The sequence below is a fragment of the Streptococcus sp. ACS2 genome (assembly GCF_000525585.1).
GTDB lineage: Bacteria > Bacillota > Bacilli > Lactobacillales > Streptococcaceae > Streptococcus.
On the sequence record NZ_JALT01000045.1, the window covers coordinates 1 to 11480 of the forward strand.

At 37.0% G+C, this 11480-nt stretch carries 11 protein-coding genes and 2 pseudogenes; 4 read left to right on the forward strand and 9 right to left on the reverse strand.

Annotated elements, in window-relative coordinates:
* The 4 genes and pseudogenes from HMPREF1517_RS09080 to HMPREF1517_RS09095 form a co-directional block, all read left to right on the forward strand.
* A pseudogene (locus HMPREF1517_RS09080) lies at positions 1–293 on the forward strand (amino acid ABC transporter ATP-binding protein); the annotation flags it as partial.
* 9 nt (positions 294–302) lie between these two features.
* Entirely contained in the window at positions 303–1136 is an 834-nt protein-coding gene (locus HMPREF1517_RS09085; protein WP_037601459.1) for a transporter substrate-binding domain-containing protein, read from the forward strand.
* Positions 1137–1153: 17 nt separating this feature from the next.
* The gene (locus HMPREF1517_RS09090) at positions 1154–1852 is read left to right on the forward strand and encodes an amino acid ABC transporter permease (protein ID WP_002886251.1); all 699 of its coding nucleotides are present in this window, start codon (positions 1154–1156) and stop codon (positions 1850–1852) included.
* Positions 1853–1863: 11 nt separating this feature from the next.
* Positions 1864–2514, forward strand: a complete 651-nt coding sequence (locus HMPREF1517_RS09095) for an amino acid ABC transporter permease (protein WP_037601175.1) — start codon at positions 1864–1866, stop codon at positions 2512–2514.
* 76 nt (positions 2515–2590) lie between these two features.
* Here the strand turns inward: HMPREF1517_RS09095 and HMPREF1517_RS09100 are convergent, their stop codons facing one another.
* The 9 genes and pseudogenes from HMPREF1517_RS09100 to HMPREF1517_RS09135 all read right to left on the reverse strand — a co-directional run.
* On the reverse strand, positions 2591–3472 hold the full coding sequence (locus tag HMPREF1517_RS09100) for a DNA/RNA non-specific endonuclease (RefSeq protein ID WP_004182614.1): 882 nt from the start codon (positions 3470–3472) through the stop codon (positions 2591–2593).
* A 61-nt stretch (positions 3473–3533) separates the two neighbouring features.
* Positions 3534–3722: a DNA-directed RNA polymerase subunit beta gene (locus tag HMPREF1517_RS09105; protein WP_003097027.1), complete on the reverse strand. Its 189-nt coding sequence runs from the start codon at positions 3720–3722 to the stop codon at positions 3534–3536.
* A gap of 1 nt (position 3723) precedes the next feature.
* Positions 3724–4995: a UDP-N-acetylglucosamine 1-carboxyvinyltransferase gene (gene murA / locus HMPREF1517_RS09110; RefSeq protein ID WP_004182615.1), complete on the reverse strand. Its 1272-nt coding sequence runs from the start codon at positions 4993–4995 to the stop codon at positions 3724–3726.
* 67 nt (positions 4996–5062) lie between these two features.
* The gene (locus HMPREF1517_RS10385; RefSeq protein ID WP_084639289.1) at positions 5063–5299 is read right to left on the reverse strand and encodes a DUF1146 family protein; all 237 of its coding nucleotides are present in this window, start codon (positions 5297–5299) and stop codon (positions 5063–5065) included.
* Positions 5300–5568: 269 nt separating this feature from the next.
* On the reverse strand, positions 5569–6672 hold the full coding sequence (locus HMPREF1517_RS09115) for a glycosyl hydrolase family 8 (protein WP_004182617.1): 1104 nt from the start codon (positions 6670–6672) through the stop codon (positions 5569–5571).
* 8 nt (positions 6673–6680) lie between these two features.
* The gene (locus tag HMPREF1517_RS09120; protein WP_037601464.1) at positions 6681–7991 is read right to left on the reverse strand and encodes a glycosyltransferase family 2 protein; all 1311 of its coding nucleotides are present in this window, start codon (positions 7989–7991) and stop codon (positions 6681–6683) included.
* A 142-nt stretch (positions 7992–8133) separates the two neighbouring features.
* Entirely contained in the window at positions 8134–8907 is a 774-nt protein-coding gene (locus tag HMPREF1517_RS09125) for a hypothetical protein (protein ID WP_037601467.1), read from the reverse strand.
* 2 nt (positions 8908–8909) lie between these two features.
* Positions 8910–10061, reverse strand: coding sequence for a non-hydrolyzing UDP-N-acetylglucosamine 2-epimerase (gene wecB, locus HMPREF1517_RS09130; RefSeq protein WP_037601470.1), 1152 nt, complete (start codon positions 10059–10061; stop codon positions 8910–8912).
* 827 nt (positions 10062–10888) lie between these two features.
* Positions 10889–11285: pseudogene (locus HMPREF1517_RS09135) on the reverse strand (transposase); the annotation flags it as partial.
* Positions 11286–11480: the final 195 nt, after the last annotated feature.

The window sequence follows — 11480 nt, forward strand, 5'->3', positions numbered from 1 at the left end:
AGCTCTTGCTCTTTGATGAGCCAACGTCAGCCCTTGACCCAGAGACTATCGGTGACGTACTGGCGGTTATGCAGAACCTTGCCAAAGGTGGCATGAACATGGTAGTTGTTACCCACGAAATGGGCTTTGCTCGCAGTGTGGCAGACCGTATCATTTTCATGGCTGAAGGTCAGGTTCTTGTGGATACTACGGATGTGGATGGTTTCTTTGACAATCCAACTGAACCTCGTGCTGTTCAATTCCTTTCTAAGATTATCGACCATAACTCTGATCGTGTCCAAGTGGATGCCTAAGGAGGGCTTATGTTAATCAAAAAACTTAGTCGAATTTTAGCTATCTCTGCTTTAGCATTTGTAGCAGTTCTCCTCTGGAACACTAAAAGTAGTCAAGCTGATGAAAGCAGTAAACTACTCAATAATGCTACAATTCAAAAAATTGTCAAAAAAGGGACTCTAAATGTTGGTGTTAAACAGGATGTCCCAAACTTTGGTTACTACTCAGCCAAAACCAATACCTATCAAGGTATGGAAATTGACCTCGCTAAGAAGATTGCCAAAGAACTTAAGGTTAAGGTGAATTTTACAGCAGTTACCCCTCAAACTCGTGAGGCCCTTATGGATAATGGGACTATTGACATGCTTATCGCTACTTATACCATTACAGATGAGCGTAAAGCTTCATATGCCATGTCAAATCCTTACTACTATGACCAAATCGGTTTCCTCGTTCAAACCAAATCTGGCTATAAGCAACTTTCTGACCTAAACGGTAAAACTATTGGAGTGTCTCAAGGGTCATCTGCCAAAGCTGCTGTTGAAGAGTACGCTTCAGCTAATAACCTTAAGTTTGACTACGTTCAACTCGGATCTTATCCTGAGTTAGCCGTATCACTCTATGCTTACCGTATTGACGCTTTTGCTGGTGATAAATCAATCTTGTCAGGTTACGAAAGTGATAAAACTAAAATTCTGGATGAAGGTTTCAAAACACAAGAGTACGGTATTGCCTCAAGCAAGTCTAACCAAGAGTTGATTGATTATACCAACGATTTGATTGCTAAATGGCAAAAAGATGGTAGCCTTCAAAAACTCTACGATAAGTATCACTTGAAACCAGCTAAGGCTGAAGATAAATAGAAAGGAGTCCTAAATTTATGTATCTTTTAACTGAAACGGCTAGTCCTTTCGCTCTTGAACGTTGGGCTGCTTTCTTCGCTAACTTTGGGCAATTTGCCAAAGGTTTCTTCTATACCCTTGGCATTTCAATTGGTGCCTTGATTGTTGCCCTTCTTCTTGGTCTCATCTTTGGGGCTATGAGCTCTACTCACAACAAGGTCCTTCGTGGCATCTCACGTGTGTATGTAGAAATTTTCCAGAACACACCCTTGCTCGTCCAATTCGTGGTTGTCTTCTATGGGATTTCAATCTTGACTGATGGTCATGTCATGATTCCAATTTCATTGACAGCTATCCTTTGTGTAGGTGTCTACACAGGAGCCTATATCTCTGAAATTATTCGTACAGGTATCGAGGCGGTTCCTAAAGGTCAAACCGAAGCGGCTTTGTCTCAAGGATTCACCTACGCTGATACCATGCGTATCATCATCTTGCCTCAAGCAGTCCGTACTATCTTGCCACCATTGACCAACCAAGTGGTTAACTTGATTAAGAATACTTCTACAGTTGCCATTATCTCTGGGGCAGATATCATGTTCACAGCTAAGGCTTGGGCTTATGATACCACTAACTATGTGCCGGCCTTTGCTGGGGCTGCCTTCCTCTACTTTATCATGTGTTTCCCTCTAGCTACCTGGGCACGTCGTAAAGAAGAAGAGAATAAGAAAGCTTACTAAGGAGGTCCACTATGTCAGAAGTTTTATCAGCTACTAACCTTAAATTCTTGGCACAAGGGATGTGGACGACCCTTTACTTGTCTTTCTTCATCATTGTGCTGTCTACCTTGTTCGGAACTATTCTGGCGGTTATGCGTAACGGAAAGAATCCTATTCTTCGTTGGATGGCTTCTATCTACGTTGAGTTCGTTCGTAACGTTCCTAACTTGCTTTGGATTTTCATTATCTTCTTGGTCTTCCAGCTTAAGTCTACAGCGGCAGGAATTACCTCTTTCACGGTCTTCACTTCAGCTGCCTTGGCGGAAATCATTCGTGGGGGACTGAACTCTATCGACCATGGCCAAACGGAAGCCGGCTTGTCTCAAGGATTTAACAACAGACAAATCTTTATTTACATCATCTTCCCACAAGCTATTCGTAAGATGTTACCATCTATCATTTCTCAATTCGTAACAGTCATCAAGGATACTTCTTTCCTTTACTCTGTTATCGCTTTACAGGAATTATTTGGTAAGAGTCAGATTTTGATGGGGGGTTACTACGAGCCTAGTCAAATCTTTACCTTATACGGTATTGTGGCTCTAGCTTATTTCGTGGTTAACTTTGCCATTTCTAGCTACTCTCGCTACCTCTCTAAACAATGGGAGCAAGCTAGTGAATAAAACAAAAAACTCACCTGAGGGTGGGTTTTTGTTTTCTGGATACTAAAAACGACTCCAATCAGAATCGTTCGTTGCTTTAATTCACCGTTACTTTTCCTGAATAATAATCTAAGGTAATCCCTTCTTGTACATTTGGAACAAAGACATTGAACTCAAGTGAGCCATCAGCTGACTTGGCTTCAAGATGTGATCCTGATGGAATGAGGTTATCTCCTTCATAAATAAGGGTAACGCGATAACGGACACGTTTGTTTTTATCCTGAGCTTTTCGTACCAGGCTTTCATAATAGTTTTGTCCCGTAGAACTTTCGCTATTAGCTTGGTTAGCCCAAGCAGTTTGAACGGCAATATTTTCTGGATTTGAAGTCGAGGCATCAAATCCTTTGAGGCCACCTACAAGTGCATAGCCCAACAAATGACCTCTATCTACGGCATGGCTATACTCTCCTGAAAGATTGTGAACTTGATGCCATCCCGCAGGTGTCCAAGAGGTTGAGCCATTCCCTGTTTCTTGACGATTTTTGTACTGTCTGGTTGCTTTACTTAATAAGGCATTCGCAACTGTAGGAACCGTTTGTCCTTGAACCGTTTTGACTTGGTTATTGGCATAGGGTTGGCTAGAAACCTTAGCATTTAGATTAGTCTTATTACCATTAACAATATAAGCCCCTGCCCCATTCCATTCTAAGGAGTTTCCTAGTTGACTCTTGACGGAGCTAGTCATCACTGACTCAGCAAGCTGCTCTTGTGGCGTAGCCTTTCCATTTGTTGAACCGTTTGATTTGACGAAGTTATTGGATTTTCCCGAGACTAGACTAGCTACCTGCTTGATTGGATTATTAGGCGATAGCTTATTGCTCGTCCCAATGTAACCTAAAACTGCAATCAAGACCGCTATTAGTAACGAGACTAGCTGACGTTTCTGTTTATTTGTTAAAGATGTCTTTCTTTTTGCCATTGTTCTCTTTCTTTTATATGAATGTCATGACTAAAGGAGCGGGATTACTTCCCACTCCCTTTTATTTTCCTGTAAATTTAGCAACAATTGCCTGCCAGGTTTCTGGTTTTAAGATGCTTATAGGATCCTTGCCCTCTCCTAAAACAGCATAGCCAATCATCAATCCGATTGCTAGAAAAGCAAGGCCAATCACACACACACTCAAAACAAGTAATAATTGACGAAAAACATAGCCTTTACCAGTTTCCATACTAAGCCTCACTTACACGTGAAATATTTGCTCCTAGTTTAGCTAGTTTCTCATGGAATTGATAGTAACCACGATCCAAGTGTGTCAACTTACCAACAGTAGTTGTTCCTTCAGCCACCATCCCTGTAAGAATTAGTGCTGCCGAAGCTCGAAGGTCAGTAGACATAACTTGAGCACCTTGAAGTGGCAAACCACCGTGAATCATAGCCGTATCACGAAGGATTTCTGAATGAAGTCCCATACGACGCATTTCTTCTAAGTGTTGGAAGCGATTTTCAAAGACTGTTTCAATCATGGTTGATTCCCCGTTTACCACTGCCATAAGTGCTGTAAATTGAGCTTGCATGTCAGTTGGGAAACCTGGGTGAGGTAGAGTTTTAACGGTTACTGGTTTCAATTGTGAAACATCAGATTTAACACGAATACCGCCGTCTTCTTCCTTAACATAGACACCCATTTCCAATAATTTTGAAATCAAAGGACGGTTATGTTCCCAAATAGCATCTTTGATAAGGACATCACCTGAAGTCATGGCTGCTGCTACCATAAAGGTACCTGCTTCAATACGGTCCTGAACAACCGCATGTTTAGTACCATGGAGAGCTTTAACACCTTTAATCACGAGTGTTTCAGTTCCAGCACCTTTGACATCTGCTCCCATCTCGTTAAGAAGAAGGGCCAAGTCAACGATTTCTGGTTCACGCGCAGCATTTTCAATGGTTGTAACTCCATCAGCCAAAGTAGCTGCCATCATAAGGTTTTGAGTGGCACCGACAGATGGAAAGTCCATATAAATAGTTGCACCTTTTAGTTTTTCTGCTGTCGCAGTGATATCACCACCAACTTGGGTAATTTTAGCACCCATTGCTTCTAAACCTTTGAGGTGGAGGTCAATCGGACGGCTACCAATCGTACAACCACCAGGCATTGAAACCTTCGCGTGGCCATTGCGGGCAAGAATTGGTCCAAGTACTACGATAGACGCACGCATCTTGCTCACATACTCATATGGCGCCTGATCAAGAATTTCTCCACTAGCATCAACGACAACAGTATTGTTTTCCTCGTCAAAGTCTACAGCAATATCTAAACCACGAACAACATTATTCATCGTGTAAACATCTGACAAGATTGGAACATTAGTTAAGGTTGTTTGACCTTCCGAGGCCAAGATAGTCGCTGCCAACAAGGGGAGGACCGCGTTTTTAGCACCTTCAATGACAACCTCACCACTTAATCGAGTGTTGCCACCCTGCACAATAATTTTATCCATAAGGATTCCTTTCAAGGGTCATTTTCATCTTTTTGTATTATATCAAAAGTCTTTTAAAAACACTAATTTAAGAAATCGAGCTTGCTAACGATTGACATAGCGTTAAAACATATATAAAGAATGAACTTACTAGAAAACCAATGGCAATACTAATAAAAAGCAAGAATAATCTCAATTTCCCAGTGTTAACAATAACATTCTTGGTTATTTTTTCCCAATCAAAAAGCGTATTCACCATCTGATAAGTTAAACCAATAAAAACCAAGTGGCTCGCTAGAGAAACCATATCATTTAAAATAGTCATCAAACTATTATATCATAGAAGACTTACATAAAACATAAGAAGAATCATTAAAAATACGACTTTTTACATTTGATTTCTTTATTAGTTTTCACCATTAAGAGCCATTGTTAACCAACTTAAGAACCTTTCAAAATGAGATTTTCCGTGTTCATTCGAGATTTAAATTTAATTTATTTTCAATCATTAGTCATAAGAAAAAATCTTCCCTAATGCTACTGTTTCCAAATAACAGGTTTAGGGAAGATTTTGAGTCATTAGTTAACTATTACTTAGAAGAATTCCATGGCTACTAAAGTAATAATCGCAGAATCATAATAATTCTTAACAGGAAGATCCTGCATAAAGACAATCTTATTCTGCTGAACTAATTTCAAGTACTTTTGATCCTTCTCAGCTGCAAAAGCAATTGGTGCTTTAAAACTTGCAGCTTGGTGGTCGTCTAAAAACTTACCAGACAAATTGTAATTTGAAAAGACATTTTTCTGAGTCATAAAGAAATCCAACATCTTATTAAGGACTTTCTGACTCTTTTCATCGTTACTCTGAGTAAGATTGTATGGAAGACGACAAGCATTATAAGAATACGTTGAATCAAACTGATTTGAGATGGTGTAAGGCTTAACCACACGAGCCCCTGATTCATCCACCCAGATAAAGTCTGGAATTAATCCAGTCTTAGTTTTAGAACTAATCGTTTCAAGACTACTTAACATCTTGTTATTAATATCCAACCATTTTTTATCTTTTGTAACTTCATAAAAAGCTTGGAACTGCTTAGGTACAGTATCTGAAGTTCTCATAAGATTATAATATTTGGAATCTTTGTTCGCCCAGTTCCCAACAGTCAAAATTCCAATATTTTCATTATAGTTATACTTGAGAATATCCTGCAAGAGGGCCTTGGCCTGTGTTTGATACTCATCTTTATGGCTTGGCCATTGTTTTGAGGCTTCAATCAAGGCATAGGCAATATAAAGGTCCCCGTCAGTTGCATTGTGATCATCAACATTTTTAGCACTTTTTTGAACAATTTGTTCCCAAGACATCAATTGATTGCCTTCAATACGATGTGACAAATAATACTTGTAGAGTCTTTCAAAATCTTTTTGATTAGCTAAACCTTTCTTAGCTGCTCGCACGGTGATTAGCATTCCGTAACTTTGTGACTCGGAAAGAACAACATCTTTGTCTTTGTCATTAGTAGTTTTGACATATGCTTCGTTGCCTTTTTTGACTACGAAGTGTTTTTCCCATTTTTGATAAATTCTATCTTGAATATCAGTTTTCGTTTTCATTCTTATGGTAAACATTGAAAAAACAAATAAGCCAAGGATAACTACAAACCATAAATATTTAAAATATTTTGTTTTCATACATACTCCTATTCTGCAAAACGCTTAGTTTTAACCCATGTTGTTCCTTCACGATGAAGAATTTTATCCATGATAATAGACCACAACGAATCTAAAGAAACAATAATGAATAACTGTGCGTAACTAAAATAAGAGAGAATCGCTAACCAAATTTGTTTGCTGGTTGCTTGTCCAAATTGTGAAGCTAGGGCAACATTGATTTGCAATAAATATAATCCAATCATCAAGAGCCAGTTAAACAACATTAATTGAGCAATGTAAATATTACTTGCATCAAAGGCAAACGGAATCTGCACGGTTGGGAAAAAGATATGTAAAATAATGGCTAAGACATTAGCAAAGAAGATTAAATCAGATAAGACAATTGCACCATTAAACCAGAAGAAAATACAAGAGTAATTCGCTACTTCTAGTTTTACACGCCAATTTCCTTTACCAAACAAATGTTTAAAATTCGAGATAACAACTTCGTAATTACCTTTTGCCCAACGCTTACGTTGCATATAATAACTTTTAAGCGTTTCAGGTTCTTGTTGGAAGGCTTCAGAATTATATGCCAGGGCAATTAATTTACCACTTTGCATAATCTTGAAGGAAATATCGGTATCTTCGGTCAAGGCACCATTTCGCCAACCACCAATACTTTTAACGAATTCAGTTTGAATAATGAAGTTCGTTCCTGGAATACGACCAATTTTAAATAAATGCCACATTCCAACGTGGTGAACACGTTGCGTGACAACAATCTCTTGATTGATACAACGTGTTAAGAAATTTTGTTTTGCATTTCTTGTTTTATTACGGCCAAAGGACGCCACTCTTCGTTCTGGATCCTTCATCACTTCTTTAACTAAGAAGTAAAGTGCATTAGTTTCAGGCATGGCATCCGCATCATAAATACAGATATATTCTCCATCAGCCATTTTAAGGGCATCGTTAAGAACACCTGCTTTACCACCAGTACCCTTACGATTAATAATTGTAATATTACGTCCAGCATACTCTGGCAAGGCTTGAACAGCTAAACACTCTTGGTAAGTATTATCTGAACAGTTATCCGCAAACAAAAGTAGCTCAACCTTGTCATGAGGATAATTCATATTCAAGATAGCTTTAGCCGTTTGAGAGATAACAACATCTTCATTATGGGCTGGAACTACAATCGTAACCTTAGGATAATAAGGAAGTTCCTCCTTATCAACCTTAAAATCACTATGTTTCAACCAAAAATGAACAGCTGATACCAGAATAACAACACCCCAAATTAAGGAAATCCAGATGGATATTAGGGTGAAAATCATTAAAAACTGACTAACCATGTTTCACCGCCTTGAAATTATGAGAAACACGCTCATATATTACTGTATAAACAGTAAACAAAACAATGAAAGCAATCGCAAAAATAAGGCTAATACATAAAGCAAATACAAAAAACAAGTTTGTGATAGTCATAACTTCCCCCTAATACTCAACAATAATATCCGTTTCTAACTGACGGTTTAAATTACTCATTAATTCACTATAGTTATCAAATTTTTTGGAATTCTTTTTATCAATGACAAGAAAACCTGATTGAAATTGAATACCTTGATAACTACTTCCCCTAGTGAATGTCATTTCTTTTAGATGTTCTTCAAGACTAGTTTTATAAATCTTTTCTAAGTTTCTAGATTCATTTTTTGAGAGGATTAAGTAGCTCCCCTCAGAAACATAAAAGACTTGCTCAAAGCGATCCAGCTTATCTGAAATCTGATGATAGATACTAGTAAGCAAATGGTTATATTCACGAGGACTCAATTCAAAGAATTGTTCTTCATGAGACCAATGTATCAAAAGTGCTTGAACAGGTTTTTTATCCTCTAATAAATCACGATAAGCGTTACTAGCCTTGACTTCTTCAATCTGAACAGATGAAATAAATTTATAGAAGTAATACTTAATCTTTGAAAGTATTCCCATTAACAAAGGAAAACTGAATATAAGAACTAATGTATCATTCAGTGGAAGATAGACAACACCACTAACCAATACAAAGATACTTAAAGCAAAACTTAAAATGATTAGCCAAGTAATCAGAATCTCTGTTAAGAAACATACTGTAGCAATACCTAAAATCAGAAAGAAAGCTTCAAACATGAATAAATTAGGATTGACTTGATTACAGTAGAGAAATAGTAATGCTTCAAAGAAAATCAAACATAAAATCCAATACCAGATTTTTTTATCTCTTTTCACACTCAATTTCCTCCTTCGTGAAACTCTGATACAGAATCTTCCAAATTAAAGTACACTTTAATCGCTTGAACAATTCTCTCAGATGCTTTACCATCACCATAAGGATTAGGAGCTTCAGACATTTCTTTATAAAGAGCTTCTTCAGTTAAAAGTGAAGTCATTGCTTCTTTCACCTTGTCTGGATCAGTTCCGACAAGTTTCAATGTTCCTGCTTTAACACCTTCTGGACGCTCTGTTGTATCTCGTAATACTAAAACAGGTTTTCCAAGTGATGGAGCTTCTTCTTGAACACCACCAGAATCCGACATAATAAAGTAACTTCTAGAAGCTAAATTATGAAAATCAAAGACATCTAAAGGTGCGATAAGATGAATTCTATCATGGTCACCTAAAATTTCCTTTGCTGCAGCTTGTACAGAAGGGCTCAAATGAACAGGGTAAACCACTTCAATTTCAGAATGCTTATCTACCATATGACGAAGAGTTTTAAATACTCGACGCATTGGCTCACCTTGATTCTCTCTTCGGTGCATTGTTACTAAGATAATTTTTTTATTCTCATCGATTTTATCGAGAACTTCATGATAATAATTATCTTTAACTGTAAGCTTTAAGGCATCAATCGCTGTGTTACCAGTGACATAAATTGCCTCTTTTTTATGATTTTCCGACAATAAGTTTGCTTTACTTTCTTGAGTAGGTGCAAAATACAAATCAGAAAGGCTGTCAGTCATCTGACGATTCATTTCCTCTGGATATGGTGAATATTTATCATAAGTTCTAAGCCCAGCCTCAACGTGACCGATACTTACTTTATTGTAAAATGCAACCAAGCCAGCAGCAAATGTTGTTGTTGTATCACCATGAACCAAAACCAAATCAGGTTGTTCCTTCTTAACAACTGGATCAAAATTAGCCAAAATTTTAGAAGTAATTTCCTGAAGTGATTGGTTTTTTCCCATGATATCCAAATCATAATCAGGAACTATCTCAAAAGTCTCCAAAACTTGGTCAAGCATTTGACGGTGTTGAGCTGTGACTACTGTAATAGTATTAATGGTTTCTTGATGTTTTTTCAACTCAAGAATTAATGGCGCCATCTTAATTGCCTCTGGTCTTGTCCCAAAGACAACCATAATATTTAATTTTCCCATAAGATCCCCCCTATGACCTATACGAAATCAATATAATATTGACAAATAACACTCTACATTATCACTTTATTATCCCCAATAATAAGGAAGATGAGATACTCTTCCTCCAAAAGCATTAAAGGGAATGCCCTGGCTTATTGGTCATATTTCGAAATGATGTAAAGTAGATAAAGAAAAAGGTCTCAATAAAAAGACTATCATTACGTATAAAATTCAAGAAGTTAAGACAAAAGTCAACTCATATCACCCAAGGATATCAATGGTTTTGAGCTATTTAGTCTTCTCCCTCGAATTTAAAAATACACTATTTAATAAATAAAAAAACTGCAGGAGAAAAAACGCTTTGCTAATAAAAGTGTTTTTGAATCCAGCAGTATTGCTAATTTACATATATTTCATAAAAACTTCTCCCCATTTTAAAGAGCGTCCCCTTTACTTACGCTCTATCCCCATCTTACAAATCAAAATATCGGTATGATAACCCTATCCCAATACCATATCATATAGTACCAAGCACCAACACGTAATCGTATAAAACTCTCCCCGAAAGAGTTGAAAGATTACAATCAAGTTGGCTTCAAGTTACTACTACCAATATTCCCTATTCATATAGACGCCATAATTATAACATGTTATTTTTATTTTTCAACCTTTTTCAATTTTTTATTATTTTAATGTATGTGACAACCATTATAATGAAGTCGTTTGAATTAAACACTCCTACTTAACAAATACTAATCAAATGATATTTATCTATATTTTAATAAATAATAGTTAAACACCCTTTGGCTTTTAAATGGATTTGCATAAAAAAATCAGAATTCCTATTAAAATTCTGATTCAGAATGAAGACAAACATCGTTTTTGATGCTTGTCTTTTTTTATATTCACACTTAATTCTCTCATAATCCAATAATATTGAGGTATTTGGATAAAATAACAGGTCTTTCCTACCATCATTTTTACCAATTTTTTGATATTTAGACATGCCAAAGTAAGCCCAACCTTATCTTCCATTTTGGACTTTCCTTTTTCTCTGGTATAACGCAAGTTATGATATTCTTTAGCTGTTCCGAATAAACGTTCTATCGTTTCTTTCCGATGTTGGTACCGTTCCTTCATCCCACTTTGATGACGGATATCTTCACAGATGTCTAAGGCATCTTTCCAAATATGACGCACAACAACTTTTTGGTGCTGGCGACTTTCAGTACAAATCGCTAACTAGGAGTACCTCATCAAATACCTTTTCTTTTATTATACTTCTTCGAAGCAAGACAAAGTCCCCAGAAGTATAACTTCTGAGGACTTTGTCTTCAATCTGAAAGAGGTATTTTTATACCTCTTTTTGTTCACTCTTCAATTATGCTGTCACTGTCCATTTACTGTCCTATAAAGTGTAAAATATATAGAAGTTGT

Coding starts and splice junctions, on each gene's coding strand:
- HMPREF1517_RS09085 (WP_037601459.1), top strand. CDS start 303: ATGTTAATCAAAAAACTTAGTCGAATTTTAGCTATCTCTGCTTTAGCA.
- HMPREF1517_RS09090 (WP_002886251.1), top strand. CDS start 1,154: ATGTATCTTTTAACTGAAACGGCTAGTCCTTTCGCTCTTGAACGTTGG.
- HMPREF1517_RS09095 (WP_037601175.1), top strand. CDS start 1,864: ATGTCAGAAGTTTTATCAGCTACTAACCTTAAATTCTTGGCACAAGGG.
- HMPREF1517_RS09100 (WP_004182614.1), bottom strand. CDS start 3,472: ATGGCAAAAAGAAAGACATCTTTAACAAATAAACAGAAACGTCAGCTA.
- HMPREF1517_RS09105 (WP_003097027.1), bottom strand. CDS start 3,722: ATGGAAACTGGTAAAGGCTATGTTTTTCGTCAATTATTACTTGTTTTG.
- murA (WP_004182615.1), bottom strand. CDS start 4,995: ATGGATAAAATTATTGTGCAGGGTGGCAACACTCGATTAAGTGGTGAG.
- HMPREF1517_RS10385 (WP_084639289.1), bottom strand. CDS start 5,299: ATGACTATTTTAAATGATATGGTTTCTCTAGCGAGCCACTTGGTTTTT.
- HMPREF1517_RS09115 (WP_004182617.1), bottom strand. CDS start 6,672: ATGAAAACAAAATATTTTAAATATTTATGGTTTGTAGTTATCCTTGGC.
- HMPREF1517_RS09120 (WP_037601464.1), bottom strand. CDS start 7,991: ATGGTTAGTCAGTTTTTAATGATTTTCACCCTAATATCCATCTGGATT.
- wecB (WP_037601470.1), bottom strand. CDS start 10,061: ATGGGAAAATTAAATATTATGGTTGTCTTTGGGACAAGACCAGAGGCA.